21 protein-coding genes and 1 riboswitch are annotated in these 17,026 nt (G+C 38.9%); of the genes, 1 reads left to right on the top strand and 20 read right to left on the bottom strand.

The window, feature by feature from the left end; translation table 11 throughout:
• Nucleotides 1-43: 43 nt before the first annotated feature.
• The 4 genes from DES38_RS05070 to DES38_RS05055 all read right to left on the bottom strand — a co-directional run bounded on the left by DES38_RS05070 (nt 44) and on the right by DES38_RS05055 (nt 4,330).
• Complete coding sequence (locus DES38_RS05070; protein WP_110251013.1) at nt 44-1,015, bottom strand: asparaginase; 972 nt, start codon at nt 1,013-1,015, stop codon at nt 44-46.
• 103 nt (nt 1,016-1,118) lie between these two features.
• Entirely contained in the window at nt 1,119-1,688 is a 570-nt protein-coding gene (locus tag DES38_RS05065) for a hypothetical protein (protein ID WP_110251012.1), read from the bottom strand.
• 31 nt (nt 1,689-1,719) lie between these two features.
• On the bottom strand, nt 1,720-3,237 hold the full coding sequence (locus tag DES38_RS05060) for a RecQ family ATP-dependent DNA helicase (RefSeq protein ID WP_170114338.1): 1,518 nt from the start codon (nt 3,235-3,237) through the stop codon (nt 1,720-1,722).
• 40 nt (nt 3,238-3,277) lie between these two features.
• Nucleotides 3,278-4,330 carry a YpbB family protein gene (locus DES38_RS05055; RefSeq protein WP_170114337.1) on the bottom strand — a complete coding sequence of 351 codons (1,053 nt, stop codon included), beginning with the start codon at nt 4,328-4,330 and terminating at the stop codon, nt 3,278-3,280.
• A gap of 102 nt (nt 4,331-4,432) precedes the next feature.
• Here DES38_RS05055 and DES38_RS05050 point away from each other — a divergent pair, with 102 nt between their 5' ends.
• Nucleotides 4,433-4,666, top strand: coding sequence for a ferredoxin (locus DES38_RS05050; protein ID WP_110251158.1), 234 nt, complete (start codon nt 4,433-4,435; stop codon nt 4,664-4,666).
• 71 nt (nt 4,667-4,737) lie between these two features.
• Here the strand turns inward: DES38_RS05050 and DES38_RS05045 are convergent, their stop codons facing one another.
• The 16 genes from DES38_RS05045 to DES38_RS04970 all read right to left on the bottom strand — a co-directional run bounded on the left by DES38_RS05045 (nt 4,738) and on the right by DES38_RS04970 (nt 16,974).
• The gene (locus DES38_RS05045) at nt 4,738-5,964 is read right to left on the bottom strand and encodes a hypothetical protein (protein WP_110251009.1); all 1,227 of its coding nucleotides are present in this window, start codon (nt 5,962-5,964) and stop codon (nt 4,738-4,740) included.
• Nucleotides 5,965-5,968: 4 nt separating this feature from the next.
• Nucleotides 5,969-6,496, bottom strand: a complete 528-nt coding sequence (locus DES38_RS05040; protein WP_110251008.1) for a sigma-70 family RNA polymerase sigma factor — start codon at nt 6,494-6,496, stop codon at nt 5,969-5,971.
• 66 nt (nt 6,497-6,562) lie between these two features.
• The gene (locus DES38_RS05035) at nt 6,563-7,093 is read right to left on the bottom strand and encodes an ECF transporter S component (RefSeq protein WP_110251007.1); all 531 of its coding nucleotides are present in this window, start codon (nt 7,091-7,093) and stop codon (nt 6,563-6,565) included.
• Nucleotides 7,093-7,458: a DUF4430 domain-containing protein gene (locus DES38_RS05030; RefSeq protein ID WP_110251006.1), complete on the bottom strand. Its 366-nt coding sequence runs from the start codon at nt 7,456-7,458 to the stop codon at nt 7,093-7,095. The genes DES38_RS05035 and DES38_RS05030 overlap by 1 nt, the downstream gene beginning before the upstream one ends.
• 84 nt (nt 7,459-7,542) lie before the next feature.
• Nucleotides 7,543-7,706: riboswitch (cobalamin riboswitch) on the bottom strand.
• Entirely contained in the window at nt 7,699-9,345 is a 1,647-nt protein-coding gene (locus DES38_RS05025) for a sensor histidine kinase (protein ID WP_110251005.1), read from the bottom strand. (Overlaps the previous riboswitch by 8 nt.)
• Nucleotides 9,345-10,055, bottom strand: a complete 711-nt coding sequence (locus DES38_RS05020) for a response regulator transcription factor (RefSeq protein ID WP_110251004.1) — start codon at nt 10,053-10,055, stop codon at nt 9,345-9,347. Before DES38_RS05020 ends, DES38_RS05025 begins: the two co-directional genes overlap by 1 nt.
• Before the next feature lie 48 nt (nt 10,056-10,103).
• The gene (locus DES38_RS05015) at nt 10,104-10,844 is read right to left on the bottom strand and encodes a pseudouridine synthase (RefSeq protein ID WP_110251003.1); all 741 of its coding nucleotides are present in this window, start codon (nt 10,842-10,844) and stop codon (nt 10,104-10,106) included.
• 36 nt (nt 10,845-10,880) lie between these two features.
• Nucleotides 10,881-11,450 (bottom strand): SMC-Scp complex subunit ScpB, encoded by a 570-nt coding sequence (gene scpB / locus DES38_RS05010; protein ID WP_110251002.1) that lies wholly within the window; start codon nt 11,448-11,450, stop codon nt 10,881-10,883.
• 3 nt (nt 11,451-11,453) lie between these two features.
• Entirely contained in the window at nt 11,454-12,191 is a 738-nt protein-coding gene (locus DES38_RS05005) for a segregation/condensation protein A (RefSeq protein ID WP_110251001.1), read from the bottom strand.
• A gap of 110 nt (nt 12,192-12,301) precedes the next feature.
• Nucleotides 12,302-12,652, bottom strand: coding sequence for a GNAT family N-acetyltransferase (locus tag DES38_RS05000; RefSeq protein ID WP_110251000.1), 351 nt, complete (start codon nt 12,650-12,652; stop codon nt 12,302-12,304).
• Between the two features lie 99 nt (nt 12,653-12,751).
• Nucleotides 12,752-13,189 (bottom strand): peptidylprolyl isomerase, encoded by a 438-nt coding sequence (locus tag DES38_RS04995; RefSeq protein WP_110250999.1) that lies wholly within the window; start codon nt 13,187-13,189, stop codon nt 12,752-12,754.
• A 17-nt stretch (nt 13,190-13,206) separates the two neighbouring features.
• Entirely contained in the window at nt 13,207-14,502 is a 1,296-nt protein-coding gene (gene lysA, locus DES38_RS04990) for a diaminopimelate decarboxylase (RefSeq protein WP_110250998.1), read from the bottom strand.
• A 118-nt stretch (nt 14,503-14,620) separates the two neighbouring features.
• A complete protein-coding gene (gene xerD / locus DES38_RS04985; RefSeq protein WP_110250997.1) occupies nt 14,621-15,508 on the bottom strand; it encodes a site-specific tyrosine recombinase XerD in 888 nt (295 codons plus the stop codon).
• 66 nt (nt 15,509-15,574) lie between these two features.
• Nucleotides 15,575-16,024, bottom strand: a complete 450-nt coding sequence (fur, locus tag DES38_RS04980) for a ferric iron uptake transcriptional regulator (RefSeq protein ID WP_110250996.1) — start codon at nt 16,022-16,024, stop codon at nt 15,575-15,577.
• 165 nt (nt 16,025-16,189) lie between these two features.
• On the bottom strand, nt 16,190-16,732 hold the full coding sequence (locus DES38_RS04975) for an NUDIX hydrolase (protein ID WP_110250995.1): 543 nt from the start codon (nt 16,730-16,732) through the stop codon (nt 16,190-16,192).
• Between the two features lie 14 nt (nt 16,733-16,746).
• A complete protein-coding gene (locus tag DES38_RS04970; protein ID WP_170114336.1) occupies nt 16,747-16,974 on the bottom strand; it encodes a YqkE family protein in 228 nt (75 codons plus the stop codon).
• Nucleotides 16,975-17,026: the final 52 nt, after the last annotated feature.

Here is a 17,026-nt window from a genome sequence, read left to right as displayed (position 1 = left end):
GTGTTCACCTCTTAAATCGCATTAGATATATTCACTTTTACCTTTATTTTTCTAGAATAGCTTCAATCCGCGCTCGATGATAACCCGCTTCTAATAAAGCAAGTAACTTCAGACGTGCTTTCGGTCCTGACAAGCGTTTTACAAAAATTACACCTTTATCTTTTAAATCTTTCCCTCCGCCTGGATAGGCGTAAGTCGGTTGGACTACCCCTTTAAAACTGCGCGAGACCATCACAACAATAATGCCTTCCGCTACAATTTCTTCAATTACAGCAACGGTTTCAGGCGGTAAATTGCCTTGACCAAATCCTTCAATTACTAAACCATCAATCGGTAACGTTTGAATAGCTCGCATGAAAGCCTGATCCATTCCTGCAAATGCTTTAATAAGCGGAATGCATTTAGTGACGGTTTGGAAATGAATTTTTTCGCGCTCAATCCATTTATGATAAAAGTATACTTCTTGTTTCGTTAATATGCCAATCGGTCCAAACTGAGGACTTTGAAAAGTGGCAACAGAACTTGAAGACGTTTTTATACAATAGGCGCTCGAATGAATTTCATCATTCATCACAACGAGCACACCTTTATTCATTGATTCTGGATCTTTCGCTACTCGAACCGCACCAATTAAGTTGTACAGACCATCCGCACCCACTTCATTGCTTGACCGCATCGCACCCGTGATCACCACAGCCGCATCAACGGTTAAGTATAGATCAAGGAAATAGGCTGTTTCTTCTAATGTGTCTGTGCCATGGGTGACGACAACCCCTTGATATGGTTTTTCTTTTAATTTCATTTCAATATGTTTGGCTAGTTTGAGCATATGTGTCGGCGTAACATGAGGCGAAGGTAAGTCAAATAGATGATCTTCTTCAATGGATGCTGTTTGTTTAAGATACGCCAGGTTTTCTGATAATGGATGACTGTCCGAGGGGACTACAATACCTAGTGACTGATTTTCAGTCATTGAAATTGTCCCACCTGTGTGTATAATTAATATCTTTTCCATAGCTTACCTCCTTATACGACAACTTAAATAGTATATCACATGACTATCCTCTTTGACGGTTACAAAAGAAAAGAGACGCAGAAATATACGTCTCTCATTTATATCATTTAGTCGCCTCGACATCAGGTAAAAATAAACGGACATTTTTCTCCAAAATCATATCACTTACTGCAATTTCATTAATTTCTTGCACATCTTGTAATTGATACATATTCGGATAGAAACGATCAATGATTTGTACAAGCGTTTCATCTCCTTGAGTTAAATAAAAGCGTCCCGTTAATGTTTTACCAGTTCCGTCATTCCCATCGTAAAATGTCTTTGTTACTTCTTGTGACAGTTGATGGTGATCGGCATCGATCAATACTTCTTCTGATCTGTCATTTGCTCGAATAATTGGATCTTTACCATTTATTAAAAAATAGCTGCCCCAATAATTATATGTTAAGACGAGTACAACAATTAAAATAAATAATATGGCTAATAAACGAACCAATGCATAACTTACTTTAAAACGCACCTTCGCCTGTTTCTCTTCATGCACGTGACTTCTTGGTGGCAGTGCTAATACATCAATATCGCCTGGTTCACGGTCAGTAACGTGATCATCTTGCTCTATTTCTTCAAATTGTTCCCGTAATCGCTTTGCTTGATCTTCATTTTGTCCTGGCATCACAAACACCCTTCCCTGCTAAACATCTGAACTAATTTGTCATGCGATGTGGTAATAACTTCTGCTTCAGTTTCTCTTCCCATGTTAGCTGAAGATTTGATTGTTCTAAAATAGTTGGGGTAAAGTCAGTTAACTGAAACCCACACGACGAACAACAGCCCCATTTTGATGGCCTTACAACTGTTTGAAACGGCTGATATAATGCCTGACGTAAACAATCCTCTGTTGTTAAAAACTGATAAATATCCATAAGTTTTTGGCGCTTAAAGCGTTGACGCTTTCTAATCTGTATTTTCCATTCGGTAAATAACTGAGGTTGAATTCTTGTTTTGTTGATATCTTTATTATCATTGATTATCTGCTTATTTTCAAGATAGTTTTTTATAAACCGATAATTCACCTCATTTAGGCCTAATGCATTTGCCCATTCCATAAGGTCAAAGCTTGTTGATTCAGAACTAAATAAAGTTTGGTAGAGCTTATCGATCACTGACTCGTCAGGTAGTTCATTTTCAATAAGATGCTCTGGAATTTGAAAATCGTGGGGACCGAGAAGCGTTGCACTAACACTATGTTTACCATCTCGTCCAGCGCGACCAACTTCTTGAATAAAGCTTTCCAATTGTGTTGGCATATGATAATGAATAATTAAACGTATATCCGGTTTGTCTACTCCCATACCAAAGGCGCTTGTTGCACAGACTAAATCTAAGTCGCCGGCGATAAACTGCGTTTGAATCAATAGTCGATCTTTTTTATCAAGCTCACTATGGTAATACGCAATATTTCGATGCGGTAAGTGCGCACTTAACCAGTGACTTAGTCGTTCAGCTTCTTTTTTACTTGAGAAGTAAACCAAGCTAGGAACAAAAAAATCAGTTGCCCACTGCAATAACTGTTGGTCTTTGGCTTGTCGTGAGGCCATTTTTTCAACAACAAAGCTGATATTTTCACGGTCAATCGGATAAATGTGTTCAATAAAAGAAAAATTAGCAAAATGCTTTAAAATATCTTGTTTAACATCCGGTGTTAGTGTTGCTGTAAGCAATAACAGTGTCGGTTGACCTAAGCGATGGACAACCGGACTTATTTTTAAATAATCCGGTCTAAACTCATGGCCCCATTGTGAAACACAATGCGCTTCATCAACAACTACGTAAGCAATTGTTCGTGATTTCAAGTGATCAATCATCCATGATTCTTGGATGATTTCTGGGGATAAATACAATAATTTCAATGTCGAAAAAGAAGCAATAATCTTTTGACGCTCATCTCTTGTATTAAAGCTATTGATCGCCGCCACACGTTTAACACCACGTTTTTTCAAATTGTTAACTTGGTCTTCCATCAGTGAGAGTAGGGGAGTGATTACAACGGTTAAACCTTCTGACATTAACGCCGGGATCTGATAACAGAGTGATTTCCCCGCACCGGTTGGTAATGTTGCGATGACATCGTCACCAGCCTGTAAACTTTCAATAACTTCAAGTTGACCTGGACGGAACGTCTCATAATCAAAAATTCGACTAAGCACTTCTATCGCTGTCACAACAAACACCTCCTTTGAGATTGGAATTCTCATTAGTTAATTAGTGCTTTTTCCGGTGATAAATCTTTGCTAATACAAGCCGAATGGCGAGGTAGCTCACGGTATCATTAAGTGCTTGCTTAATTGTCGCCACCTTATAAGTATGCCGTTCATCTATTGCGGCAAGAATAAGTTCTTCCGCTGCTTCAGTCACATAGGGGCGAATATCAAACTGGGAACGATGGTAACATATCTCAACGAGATGATCTTCAATGGTACTTTGCTTTAAATTTCGATGTGTAGCAATTGCTTCTATATCAAATCCTCTTGCTAAATAACGACTGGTGATTGCAGCTGTTCGTGTAAGCTTAAGACCGTCTTCTTGATGATTAAGAAGTACGAACGAACCCAGCAAATCGTCTGATGACTGTTCTATTTGTTTAATTAATTGATGATACAAACCTAAAAGAATAAGCTCTACATCTTCGTTACTTAGTTGGTGTTTTGCTGTTAATTGTTGGATTGATTGCCCACTGGATTGGTATGCTGTCAGCCGTTCAACAAAAATCTCTGCGTAGCAAGCTTGGAATGGTAATAAATATTTATGAATGCGCTGATAAAGTTGTGTAAGCCAATCGTTAAGATTTGAACGATGCAAATGATAATGCTGCTTGATAAACTGCTGGACATCAGTAGCTTGCTGAATGGGATCAAAGGCATGTTGATTCATTGATAAATGGGTATACGTTTGAACAGCTAGCTCAAAACGCGCAATGAAGATTGGCGCGACTAAATAATACTCCAAGCCTTCCAACAGATGATTGACAGCTGACACTGGATTGTTTGTTAAAAAGGCGCGACCTTTTTCTGTCACAATCACTTTTTGATCGGCAATTTTTTTGATCCAGTTTTTAGATTCAAAAGAAAGGATTAGCTCATCATATTTATGACGATCAAGTGCAGGTAGTACGTGATAGTACTTTTCTAGTTGGTATAACCGTGTATCTTGAATCGTTTGTATCGAGCGCTTTCCGGTCATGATATGATAAAAAGCAGAAAGTGTTCGATCCCCGTTTATTTGATTTAAACCATGAAGACACAACCATTCAAACATTTGATGACATCCTTTTTTATCCATTGATTTTAAGGTCATGAATCTCGTACAATACATACTATACTCAATTATAGACGATTGATAGGAAAGCGTGGGAAAATGATGTGTTTTTATACAAAAGTTGATAAAGATTTATGTATTGCTTGTGGCTCTTGCGGGGCATTAGCCCCTGATATTTATGACTATGATGACGATGGACTTGCCTATAATCTGCTTGATGAAAACCAAGGCATCGCTAAAATACCCCAATTATTTGAGGACGATTTAATTGATGCAAAAGAGGCTTGTCCAACGGATGCCATCAGTTTAAAGCGTAACCCTTACAAGACAGAGTAACACTTTTCGGCTTTTATATCGCTTGAAAATGGGCTAGACGTTTAATGAATAAGCGTCTAGCCCATTTTTTGTTACTCGCTATACTCTAACCAATGCTCTAGCGTTGTAGGGTTAATCGCTAGTGGTACATCAAGCGGTGCATTTAATTGATACGCACCAACCGTTGAATCCACTCCCGCAATTGAGAAATTAACTGCATCAAAGTCAAAACTTTTGGCTGTCATCAAAATGCTCTCGATCATTTCAATCGTTGCGAGATTGTCACCGAACATATCATGTTCAGCAAAGGTCATTTGCAATAGACCTGTATCTGATAAATCCAGTTGATACTCAGCATCTGCCGGAATCGCACCGAACAATTTTAGTTCCTCATTACTCTCTTGCATATTAAATAAAGCTTCATCAATCGTCATGAAATTTTCGCCCGCCAACGTTTGTTCAACCGGCACCATATAGGTATGCGTCTCATCAAATCGATAATATTTATAGGCTACTTGTTTAACTGGCATAAATTCAAACGTACTTACCTCACCATAAGCACCTAGGTCGACATCATCTGTTTCACTTGTACGAATCGGGATTGACGTAGGCTCATCAGTCGCAAACATCGTTCTCAGAGTTTGTAAAAACAGCGTTGCTTGTGCAGAAGTTCCTGCTAACTGATCGGAATCATCGACAACGATTTCAGCTAATTGTTGATTTTGAAAACCGAAAGTAACGAGCGAAAAAGGTAAACTTGTAAGACCATGGGACTTGAAGTTTATCTCTCTAATTATTTCATTATAAAAAACTGCCTGTTCATTTGGTGTATTTATCATCGTCAAAGGAACAGCAAACATGACCGATTCATCCATCGCTCCAACGGGTGCCATCGGTAAATTCATGATGTCTTGTTCATCTTGAAATAAGACATGTTCCCCCCGTGTCACCTCATTTAAAGTTGTCTCTTCATGAAAGGTAAAAGCCAATGTGTCATCGGCATGCGTAGATTTTTCAAGGATTTCCATTGATACATCCTGTGACGTCGACATTTCTGCTTCCTCTAGATCTTCTGCTCGATTATTCGTGGTAGAATTAAAATTAAATCCTTCAGTAATAATAAATAATAATACAAGAACAAGCACTCCCATCAATGAAGGGACAATATAAAGCAGTGGCTTTCGATTTGGCTTACTATTTGAAAATTCTTTTTGTTTTATCTTTTGGTACCATTCTTCTTTTGACAACCCGTCATTTAATTTAGGCAATTTTTGGAGGTCATTAATTAATTGCTGATCCTTTTCATCAGTTGCACTCATGACGTCACCTCTTTTCATTCTGCTCGATTAAGTGCCGTAATTTTTTTAACGCTCGGTGCTGCGTTGTTTTCACCTTGCTCTCTGTCCATTCTAAAATTCTAGCTGTTTCGTGAATAGATAACGATTGGATAAAACGTAAGATGATAACATTTTTTTGATCAAGACTGCAGGCATCCAGATAATGATATATCATTTGAAGCTCTTCATTTAGAGCGGTAAGTTCTTCCGGCAAAGGGGCTTTATCAATCAATTGATTGGTTACTTCTTCATCGTCTTTAGAGAATAAACCAAAAAAAACTTGTTTTCGTCGTTGTTGTTTGCGGAAATAATCCATAACGGTATGGCGTGCAATAGAAAATAACCATGTTTTTTCACTGCTCTCACCTCGAAATTTTTCATACGCCTGCAACACTTTTATATAAGTTTCTTGCAATAAATCTTCAGTTATTGCTTTATCTTTCACCATGTAAAAAATATATTGATATACATCACGATGATACGTTTCATATAAATGATCAAATGTGGTCTTCAACACCAGACCCCCAATCTTTCTTAATAGATTTGTCGTTAGACATTAAAAAAAGGTTACACGTTAATGTTACCTTTTTTTAATATCCGCACGTGTCCTTACTTGTTGATGATTAAATCGTTTGAATAGCAGCAAAAATGGTTTGTATAACACGACAATAAAAATAATATTGCTTATTGCATGATTTAAATCAAACATAACGCCTGCGAGATAATAGCCCCAAAACTTCCCAGAAACCATGAAATTAATTAAGGCAAAAAAAAGCCCGTAGATAAAGCCAGATAAAACACCAAAACTAATAAGTACCGGGTAGGCATGTTTTTTCACTACTTTGCCAATAAGTCCAGCTATTAAACCAATCATTGACCAGGCAAGAATTTGCCAGAGGGTCCATAACCCCATGCCCATCATCATGTTCGATAAATATGTTGTTAAAGCAGCTAAAATCATTGCTTGCGTTGGCCCTAAAAAAAAGCCAGATAAAATAATGATCGCTGTTGTTGGCTGTCCACTAGGCACTTGTTGAAAGAAAATTCGACCCACTGCGCTCATCGCTGCTAATACAGCGATGAGGGTGAGTTGGTGGGTTGATAATTTCATTATCCTTCATACTCGTGCAAGTCAAAATGAACGACATCTTGATCCGCTAATTCATATTCTCCAGCACCGACATAAGCTTCTTCATCATTTACTTCATAGAACCAATAATGATTGTCATATTGTTCTTGTCCTTCGATGCCTTCAATAAAACCTTCGTCACTTTTTTGGATGTCATATTGCTCATCTAATACATCAAGTAAAATCGCGCCTTCCTCAACTGATAAGGTCTCATCAACTAATCGTTCTTCGTCATTATCAATCGAGATGATTACCGATATATCAATCTTATCATCAGACGCTGTCTCTGTATTACAACCGACAAGTAACAATAACCCAACAATTAAACTTAACCATACTTTTTTCATTTTTACATTCCTCCATTAATCTGGAGGATTAAACGCAAGCTAACCCGTAGGTCGTTGATAAACGCTCAATCCTCGAAGCATTTTATATAATAAAATAACTAGGTAGGTCTACTGGCTTGTAGCGTGCTACTATGAACCCTTCCCGCGAATGCAGTGGATGTGTTCAGTTCGATACTACTTACAGTTGCGAGGACAGCTTTGGACTTCCACCAAATTCCCTGTTAATCACCTATTTATTTATTAATGTTTATATGGGATGGTAAAACTAAACGTTGTACCGACCCCTTCATTACTATGAACGGAAATATCTCCACCATGCGTATACACAATCTCTTTCGCAATGGCTAGACCTAACCCTGTACCTTTTTTATTCTTTTTCTCTCTTGTGCGTGCTTTATCCGCTTTATAAAAACGTTCAAAAACAAATGGTAAATCATCAGCTGGAATACCCGTTCCAGTATCAATCACATCAAATTGACAAGCATCTCTCACACGTTTAACTTGAACGGTTACCTTACCCGACTCCGTATGTCTAATTGCGTTGTCAATTAAATTAGTCAGTACTTGTTCTAAACGATCGTAATCAAACGTGAGCTGTGTCAATGCTTGATCCATAACTTGATAATCGATCATGAGCCCTTTATCGCTTGCCTTTTTAGCAAACTTGCGGGTCACACGAATCAAAAATGCCTCAATCGGATACTCATCCAAGTGAAGTTCTAACTGACCAGATTTTATCCGCGCCAAGTCGAGTAGATCATTAACCAATCGGCCCATTCTTAGTGATTCATCGAGAATGATTGATGCTAATGATTGTTGGTCCTCAACGGTCGTTGAAACACCATCCACAATCGCTTCACTGTACCCTTGCACTAGAGAAATCGGGGTGCGAAGCTCATGACTAACGTTGGCGATAAATGACTCTCGCAGCTCATTTAATCGCTTCTCTTCAGTGATGTCTCTCACCACGCTTACCACACCTTGTAAGACTGTTTCACCAACGAGTGGTGTCGCCACAAGGACGTAATCCCGTCCGTGGATATGGATGTTGTGCATTACTGTTTCTTGATGGGTCATCACTGGATTAAATAATTCAAGTAAGCGTTGTGGAGCGATCGCTTCATCTGAATCTGAATCGTTTTGATAACGCATTGCCCGAATCAACGTTTCCCCTGGTTGATTGACTAATAAGATCTCGCCATCAAGATTGACGGTGATGACACCTTCTTGCATTGCTCCTATGATACGGTACAGTATTTGCTTTTCACGCTGCAATTGGTCCATTTGGTTCTTTAACTGACGACCCATCCGATTAAACGCCAAAGATACCTCTGCAACGTCATCGTTTTTATCAACGATTAATTTTGAAGAGAAATCAGCGTTCGCATAGGATAGTGCGAGTGTACGGATTTGCATTAGACGTTGATTTAATCGACGTGACAAGACGTATGCAAATAATGCCGTGATTCCTAGAATGAGCAGAATCGTGATGATATAGACCTGCTCATACTGAACAAGACGTGCCTCTACCTTTGCTATTGGCTGAGATGCATATAAATGACCGGTACGGGTTTCGATGTTAACTAAGGTAACCTGTTCACCCGCAACAGATGGTGGTAGATCGGCGGTATTGTGCAATAGATCTACAGCATCTGTTTGATCTTCACGAAAAACATAAATCAATCCCGGCAGTGTTACCGGTAACCAGGTTTGGTCGTTGGATAAACCTTCAAATGCTAGCAACGTTTCAGATAAGTGAGCCCGTTGCTGGTCAATGAGCGTTTCTTTTACCACGGGTCTAAGAACAATAAATAGGCCAAAGCTAATGACTATAAAAAGCACAAACAAATAAAACCAAAACTTACCGACAAGCCCGCGCCATATCATTACTCATCTTCCACTTCAAACTTGTAGCCAACGCCCCATACCGTTACAATCATTTGAGAAGCTGCTTTTGACACTTTACTGAGTTTTTCACGTAATCGCTTGACATGGGTATCCACTGTGCGTAGGTCGCCAAAAAATTCGTATTTCCATACTTCTTTTAAGAGTTGTTCACGATCATAAACACGATCTTGGTGACTCGCTAAAAAATAGAGCAACTCATATTCTTTCGGCGTCAATGTAATTTCTGTTTGATCTGCTGTCACTTTATGCGCGTCATTATCAATCGTCATGTGCTTGAAATCTAGCACATCTTTTGTCGAGGAAATTTGACCCATTGTTTCACCATTACCAGCGCGTCTAAGCATTGCTTTCACACGCAAGACCACTTCTCTAGGACTAAACGGCTTGACAACATAGTCATCAGCGCCAGCTTCAAACCCTTCAATCCGATTGGTCTCTTCTCCTTTGGCTGTTAACATCAAAATTGGTGTTGCTTTTTCAGCTCTGATGTTTTTACAGACGGTGATGCCATCTCGCTCCGGTAACATAAGATCCAAAAGGATCATTGAATAATCATTTTCTAAAGCTTTTTCTTCTCCCGTGATCCCATTGTTAGCCTCTTCAACGATAAATCCTTCACGTTCAAGATACATAGTTAGTAGTTTACGAATCCGATCCTCATCTTCAACCACTAAAATAGATTGCTCCATCTGATGAACCCCTTTCTACTCTGCACTTTAACCCATCCATCTTTATACTTATTTCTTATCTCTTAGCGCATATGCGCGTAATTGCTTCACTTCATGTGGTGTCAGTTCTCGATATGCGCCTGATTTTAACCCCTTTAAATCAAGAAAGCCATACCGTTCACGTTTTAATTTTTGTACATCATAGCCAGTTGCTTCAAACATACGTCTGACCTGTCTGTTTTTTCCTTCATGTAGAATCACTTCCACAATTGATGTTCCTTTTTCATGATCAGCAGAAATAATTCGTGCCGAAATGGCTTGTAATTTTTCTCCGTCTGATTTCACACCACGGGTAAAGCGATTCAATTCTGTTTTAGTTGGAATTCCCTTTACTTTTGCCACATAAACTTTTTCTATTTCATAACTCGGGTGCATCAGTAATTGGGTTAACTCACCATCATTGGTTAACAATAGTAACCCTGACGTATCATAGTCAAGTCGACCGACAGGATATACGCGTTCTTGAATGGCAGGAATCAAGTCTGTTACAACCGTCCGATTTTTATCATCACTTACACTTGAAATGACACCACGTGGTTTGTAAAGTAAATAATGGACCGGCTCTTCTTTTGTCAATGGTACTTCATCGACTTGCACTTTATCTTGATTCGTCACTTTTGTTCCTAATTCAGTGACGACTTTCCCGTTCACTTTCACCCGTCCCTCAGTAATCATTGTTTCTGCTTTACGCCGCGAAGCGACACCGCTGTGTGCGATCACCTTTTGTAAACGTTCTTCAAATTGTTCCATCTCATCATTCCTTTTTATTTATTACCTTATCCTTCACTAGCTTTGTTTCGAAAAAAATAAATCCTCTTCATCTTCAAACGATAGCTCACTGATCTGCTCAGTAAGTGGTGGTAGTTCGTCAATCGATTTCAGTCCGAAATAAGTTAAAAAATCAACACTTGTTTTAAACATCATTGGACGACCCAAAACGTCTTTCTTGCCTGCTTCTTCGATTAATCCTCTTGATAGTAAGGTCTGGATAGGGCGGTCACTCTTAACCCCACGCACCTCTTCAACTTCTAATCGTGTCATCGGTTGATTGTAGGCAACGATTGCTAAGGTTTCTAGACTTGCTTGTGATAATTTTTGCCTTTGATTCCCCGTCACTAAAGCTCTAAGATAATCTGCATGTTCAGCTTTTGTGGTCAAGTAATATCGATCGTCCGCTTCAATCAATTGAATACCTCGTGAATCATCGTGATAAAAATCATTGATTATTTCTATTAAAGTCATCGCTTTATCCATTGGCACTTCTAATGTCTGACTGATTTGTTTCAACGACACACCATCAGAGCCCGAAACAAACAATAAGCTTTCTAAAATACCTTGATACACTTTGTCATTCAATCACTACGACCTCCATTTATATATCTTTAACGCATCAAATGTCGATTGTTGTTCGCAATAAATCTGACGTTCTTTCATTAATTCTAACATAGCTATAAATGTAATCACCATATGACTTTTGGATGGGTAAGGAAACAATTCATCAAAAATAATGCCATCCGGGTATTCATTAAGTACGTCTAACACTTGTTCCATTCGCTTCTTAATCGGAATATCGACTTTTTCTATTGTTCGGGTCATCGGCTGCTGCCATTTTTTTCGTTCAAATACTTTTTGCATGGCCGCTAACATATCGTATATCGAGCCCGTTTCATTCATCGGAACGACCGCAGCCTCAACCGACACTTTTTCTGGTGGCCGTGTATAGCTTTCTTTACTATCATCAGCACGTTCCTTTAAATCAGAGGCAACCTCTTTATATTTTCGATACTCAATCAACCGTTCAATTAGAGCTTCTCGTGGATCTTCCTCTTCTTCTTCGTATGTGTAGTCATCATCTAGCTCTGGATGTGGCAATAACATCGTACTCTTGATTTGTAACAGCGTGGCAGCCATGACTAAATATTCACTAGCAATGTTTAGTTCTAACTCTTGCATGGTATGAATGAATTCCATGTACTGTTTAGTCACTTGTGCAACAGGTAGATCATATATATCAATTTCATAGCGATTGATCAGATGGAGCAACAAATCTAATGGTCCTTCAAATACATCTAAATTCACTTGATAATGTTTTACCATTTTCTCTCTCCTCACGTCACAATCGCCCATTACAAATTTCTTATAGTATAGCATACATCACACACTTGACAGTAAAATACCACAGACTAAGCTGTGGTATTTTAACGTTTTTATTTACATTTGCTTAAAAAGGCTTCTGTTAGTTCATTTGGTTCAATCGCATGTGTATCTCCGAAACGTGTGCATATTGCATTTACCATCGCTTGACCGATCCCTGCATCACGGTGAGAAGGATTTACACTAATATGCTGGACAGTGACCAGCTTTTTCGTATCATCAACTAAAATCCCAATTGCTCCAACCATGTCTTCGTTTTCCTTCCACAAGAACAATTGCTGTTGATCATCTTCCATGTAGTCTTTCATCGTTTCTTGCAAAACTTTTACATCTTTTTCCAAAGGCATAAACGATAGTAAGCCCATTGCGATTTTTTCCATTGATTTTTTAAAACGTATTAACATAGTAACCCCTTACTAGACCAATCATTTAGTCTTTTAGCATTTTGTAAAGAAGAAGCAAACGTATACTTCCTTTACGACCTGTCTATTATACACTGGTTTTTAAACTTCCTCAACAACGACTGTTTCCATTGCATCCCCTTGCTTGATGCGAAGTACAGTATCCAAACCTTCTGTTACTTGACCAAACACAGTGTGTACCCCATCTAAGTGCGGTTGTGGTTCATGAACAAGGAAGAACTGGCTTCCACCGGTATCTTTACCTGCATGCGCCATTGACAGTGATCCGGCAATATGTTTATGCGGGTTCCCGTCTGTTTCACAGTCGATTGTATAGCCTGGTCCACCCATGCCTGTTCCTGTTGGATCGCCACCTTGAGCAACAAATCCAGGAATAACACGGTGGAATATTACCCCATTGTAAAACCCTTGATTTGCTAATTTCTCGAAATTTTCAACTGTACCTGGTGCTGCATCTGCAAATAAATCAATGATAATTTTTTCACCATTTTCAAATGTAATCGTTGCTTGTTTAGACATCTATTGTCTCCTCCTCATTATTCGTATGATAAATCATTTTTGACTAGGTCTTCATAAGATTCACGTTTCACCACAAGTTTTGCTTGTTGGTGCTCAACAAATACAACCGCAGCTTTTGGAAAGCGATTGTAGTGGCTAGACATCGAATAACCGTATGCGCCTGTACTAAATACAGCTAGTATATCACCTGCTTTTACTTCTGGCAATAACACGTCCCACATTAACATATCCCCGGATTCACAACATTTTCCGGCAACTGATGCTTGATAAGTAGGCGCTTCAGTTATTTTATTTGCCACACAAGCATCATACTTTGCTTGGTAAAGCGCAGGTCTAATATTATCGGTCATACCACCATCAATGGCTACATAGTTTCTTACATTCGGGATTTCTTTTTTTGATCCGACTGTGTATAAGGTAATTGCCGCATCTCCAACAATGGCTCGACCCGGTTCAATCCAAATTTCAGGATACAACAACTGATAGTGATCAATTTCTTCTTGGACTTGTTCGACCAACGCTTTTACATAAGATGATAATTCGAGTGGTTCATCTTCATCTGTATATTTGATACCGAAGCCGCCACCTAAATTCAATACTTCAGCATTGAAGCCATCGCGTACATGCCATTCATTTAATGTTTCATACAAGCGCTTAATGGCCATCAGGAAACCGTCGGTTTCAAATATTTGTGAGCCGATGTGGCAATGCAAGCCTTTCAAATGAACATGTGGATTTAATTTAAGTAGTTCATAAGCCTCTCTTGCTTGTTTTGTGAGATCAAAGCCAAATTTAGAATCTTCATTACCGGTTAAAATATAATCGTGCGTATGCGCTTCAATACCAGGTGTGACCCTTAGTAAAACATCAATGTCTTGTTTATATTCCATTAACAATTCCTGTAACAATTCGATCTCATGAAAATTATCAACCACAATGCAGCCGATTTTATGCTTAATCGCCATCTCTAATTCATGACGGGCTTTATTATTTCCATGCATGTGTACTTTATCCATAGGGAATCCAGCTTGAATTGCGGTAAAGAGTTCGCCTTCAGATACAACATCTAAGCTTAATCCTTCTTGTTTTGCTACTTGTAACATTGCCACCGATGAAAAAGCTTTACTCGCGTATGCCACTTGTGCTTTGACATTTAGTGCTTTAAATCCTTCAACGAATGCACGCGCATTTTTCCTAATCCGTTCCACGTCATAAACAAATAATGGTGTGCCGTATTGGTTTGCTAAATCTACCGTATCCATTCCAGCATAAACCATATGACCTTTTGTATTCATTTCTATTCTCTCTCGCATCCCCATTCCCCCTCAAATCCGATAGTACATGATGGTTATCATCTTTATAAAGAATAGGCTTAATTTATCACATATACCGAATCGAATCAACTATCTATGATAAACTCAGATGATATTGTTATGCTCGCGGATGAAATTGTTGATAGACCTCACGCAATCGTTGGTTTGTAATGTGTGTATAAATCTGTGTAGTCGAGATGTCTGTGTGTCCAAGCATTTCCTGAACTGCCCGTAAATCAGCTCCATTTTCTAATAAATGGGTTGCAAAGGAGTGGCGCAACATGTGCGGCGAAATGTCCTTGTTGACACCCTTATCTCTTGCTAATTGTTTAAGGATTTTAAAAAAGCCTTGTCGTGAGAGTGCGTTTCCGTGATGATTAACAAATAATTCTTCGGTTTTCTTATGTTTCGTCAATGTTGGTCTGCCACTTCTCAGGTACTGCACGACTGCGTCGGTTGCTTCTTCCCCTAATGGAACGATCCGCTCCTTACTGCCTTTACCAATCAGCCGGACAAATCCCATCTCTAAGTGAACATCCGCTATGGTAAGTGAGACACACTCCGTCACCCTAAGACCAGTTGCATACATTAATTCAAGCATCGCTTTATTCCGGAGAGATAAAGGATCTTCTCCTTCAATTGCGAGTAGTGCATCAATGTCATCTGTTGATAGCACTTTCGGTAGGTAACGGGCCTTTTTAGGCGTCTCAATGTGCAGGCTCGCATCTATGGACGCACGTTTTTCTCTTTTTAAAAACTGGTGGAATAACCGTAATGATGACAGGGTTCTTGAAAGTGTTGCCTGACTTTTACCTTGATCATTCAATACATATAAATAATTCAACAACTGGTCTCGTGTGACAGATTCCCACGACGCAATTTGTTCTACCGAGCTTAAATGAGATTGGTAGTAGGTTAAATCTCGCAAGTATGATTCACAGGTATTGTCAGATAAACCGCGTTCAATCTTGATGTAATGCAAAAAATCTTCAATATCATCCCGCATGTTATCCCCCCTTAACAAATGATAAATAGAAAAGATCACAGCAACTGCCTGTGATCTTCACAATGTTTATTCTAATTCTTTTTGCTGGCATTTGCGACAGATGCCGTGAAACGTGAGACGGTGATCTTTCACCTTAAACTGCCAATCACGTTCAACGATTTTTTCAACGTCTTCCAGTAAATCTTCAACAATTTCTTCAACCGTGCCGCATTCCATGCAGACAAGATGATGATGAAAGTGAGCAGCGCCCTCTTTTCTTAAATCATAGCGAGAAACTCCATCGCCAAAATTTATCTTATCAACAATTTTTAATTCAGATAATAATTCTAAGGTCCGATAAACCGTAGCTAAACCAATTTCCGGTGCTTTCTCTTTGACTAACAAGTAAACATCTTCAGCACTTAAATGGTCTTCCTCTCGTTCTAATAACACGCGAACGGTCGCTTCGCGTTGTGGTGTTAATTTATAACTTTGTGCATGTAATAGTTTCTTGATCCGCTCAATTCGGTGTTCCATAACGCAAACCTCCCCTGCTTTCTCAATTATAAGGTGAACAAACAAAGGTGTCAATTAAAATCATTATAATTTGTGAATGATTCTCAATTGATTTAATAAGAATGATTTTAAACTATTTATTGAGAAGTCTGACTCTATCTGCTAAATAATTGAGACACATAGGGATTAATAGCCTCTCAGTTTGAGTAATTGAACAGCATACATCGTTTTTAAATCGTGAATCCGACGATCTACTATGGCTTGATCCAGTTCTTCCATCGTCATCGTATGTAAATCAACAAATTCATCTTCATCTAATGCCTTTTTCTCTTCAAGCGGAACAAGCTGATCAGTGAAATACAGATAAATGAGCTCATCGCAAAAGCCAGGTGTTGTATAAAAAGACGTGACTAGTTCTAAATGATTGGTCGTAAAACCGGTCTCTTCTTCTAGCTCACGTAGCGCACACAAATCAGGCGCTTCACCAGATTCTAATTTACCAGCCGGTACTTCAATGAGCTGTTTCTCTAACGGTTTGCGAAACTGTTCAACCATTAAAAACCGTTGATCAGGTGTTACCGCGATAATGGCTACAGCCCCCTGATGCTTGACTAATTCTCGAATGGACGTTTCCCCGTTCGGTAATTGTACATCATCAACGGATACATCAATCACTCGTCCCTTAAAGATTGGTGTTGATTTAATTGTTTTTTCTTCGTATTTACACATCTTAATGCCTCCTATTAGTTAAATTTATTTGTGTCCATACCACTTTCCTCTAGAAGTTCAGCAAAGCTTTTGTTCTTCTCACGTTCAAGTTTTTCTGCTTCGCTTCTCTTTTTTTGCGCGGCTTGGTCCGCCGCTTCTTGTTCAAGCAAATTCGATTTTAATGTGGTTAATTTAGAAAACTTGTCTTCACCTACTCGTGCTGCAAACGTCTCTTTTATTTGCTTTTCTTCACGTTTTCTCACTGTAATCACCTTCTTTAGTTCAATAAATAGATTATTTACTATCAGTGTACCA

It is taken from the genome of Streptohalobacillus salinus (assembly GCF_003201605.1).
In the GTDB taxonomy this organism is placed as follows: domain Bacteria; phylum Bacillota; class Bacilli; order Bacillales; family Amphibacillaceae; genus Streptohalobacillus; species Streptohalobacillus salinus.
This window is presented reverse-complemented; position numbering and strand designations above follow the sequence as displayed.